The organism is Sphingopyxis sp. (assembly GCF_036402335.1).
In the GTDB taxonomy this organism is placed as follows: domain Bacteria; phylum Pseudomonadota; class Alphaproteobacteria; order Sphingomonadales; family Sphingomonadaceae; genus Sphingopyxis.
Genome location: NZ_DASWTD010000233.1, coordinates 1 through 1,513, shown reverse-complemented (window position 1 = coordinate 1,513; position 1,513 = coordinate 1). Strand labels below are relative to the sequence as shown.

General features: G+C 67.1%; 1 protein-coding gene. It reads right to left on the bottom strand.

The window, feature by feature from the left end:
* Window positions 1-166: 166 nt before the first annotated feature.
* The coding region (locus VGD20_RS07310; RefSeq protein ID WP_331133814.1) for a D-arabinono-1,4-lactone oxidase at window positions 167-1,513 on the bottom strand (1,347 nt) is incomplete at its 5' end.

The following is a 1,513-nucleotide window of genomic DNA, read 5'->3' as shown; positions in this document are numbered from 1 at the left end:
GTGCGCGATGCCGGCCTCGCGAAGCGCCGCGGACAATGCGGTGAAATAGGCATCATGTGCGCCGCCGCGATCGGGTTTTCGGGATGCGAGCAGCCCCACGCCGCCGATGAGCGCCGCACCGCCGCCGATCATCGCCGCGCGGCGGCTCCAGCGGCGCTTGGGTCGATCAGCCGGCATCGACAAGAATCCGCTTCAGATGATCGTTGAGCATCCGTCCCTCCGGGTCGAGCGCGCGCCGCACCTCCTGGGCCTCGCGCCAGCGTGGATAGAGCGCCGCCAGGTCGCGCGTCTTGAGGCTGTGGAGCTTGCCCCAGTGCGGGCGACCTTCATGGCGGCGGAATATCGGCTCGATCAGGCTGAAGAAGAAGTCATGATCGTCCTTGTAATATGCGTGGACCGCGATCGATCCGGTCTCGCGGCCGTAAAAGGGCGAAAGCCAGGCATCGTCGGCCGCGATCACGCGCGCCTCGATCGGAAAGAAGACGTCGGGTCGATGCGTCTCGATTGTCTCGAGGATCTCCCGCAGCGCCGGGATCTGCGCGTCGATCGGCAGATGGTATTCGGTTTCCTTGAAGCGCACCGGGCGTTCGTTGGAGAGCAGCTTCCAGCCGTCGTCGACCATTTCCTCGGGCGGGATGTCCTTCAGAGCCTCCCTGGCCGCCGCGATGCGCAGCGGCGATGCGAACTCGAACACGTCGCGCAGGCGTTTCAGCCCCATCAGCGTCTCGGTGTCGCGATCGGGGCCACGCGGCTTCACCGGCCGGTCGGTTTCGTCGTGCGTGATCACCACCGCATAGCCGGTAAAGGGCAGCACGAGGAACTCCACATTGCGATGCTGCTGGCGAAGCGCAGGCCAGCTCGCCAGCACCTCATCGGTCGGCAGGAGCCAGGATCGCTTGAGGATGCGCTTGAGCGGGCGGTTCTGCAGCGTCACCTGCGTCACGACGCCGAAAGCGCCGAGACCGACGCGTGCGGCGTTGAATATCTCGGGATTCGTCATGGCGTCGCAGTCGATCAGCTCGCCCGAGGGCGTGGCCAGCCTCAATGCGACGACATCGCCGTGCAGCGCGCGGATGCCGCGCCCGGTGCCGTGCGTGCCTGTCGCGATCGCGCCGGCGAGCGATTGCTTGTTGATATCGGGCAGGTTGGACATTTCCTGGCCGATTGCCGAAAGCGCGGGCCCCAGCGCGCCGAGCCGCGTGCCGCCGCGTATGGTCGCCTGGCTGGTCGCCGCGTCATGCCCGACAAGCCCGCTCAGCCCGTCGAGCGTGAGCAATGTGCCCGATGTCGGCACCAGCGCGGTGAAGCTGTGGCCCGAACCGACCGGACGGATGGGTGTCGCGGCGGTTTTGAGCACTGCGACGAGCTCGCCCTCGCTGCGCGGCGCCGCGCGGGTTGCGGGGTAGGCATATTCTGTTCCCGACCAGTTGCGCCAGAGCAGCCGTGCCTTGTCGTCCTGCAGCGGCAGGGCTTCGGGCTCGCGATCAAGCCATATGCGGCGTCCCACCAATCC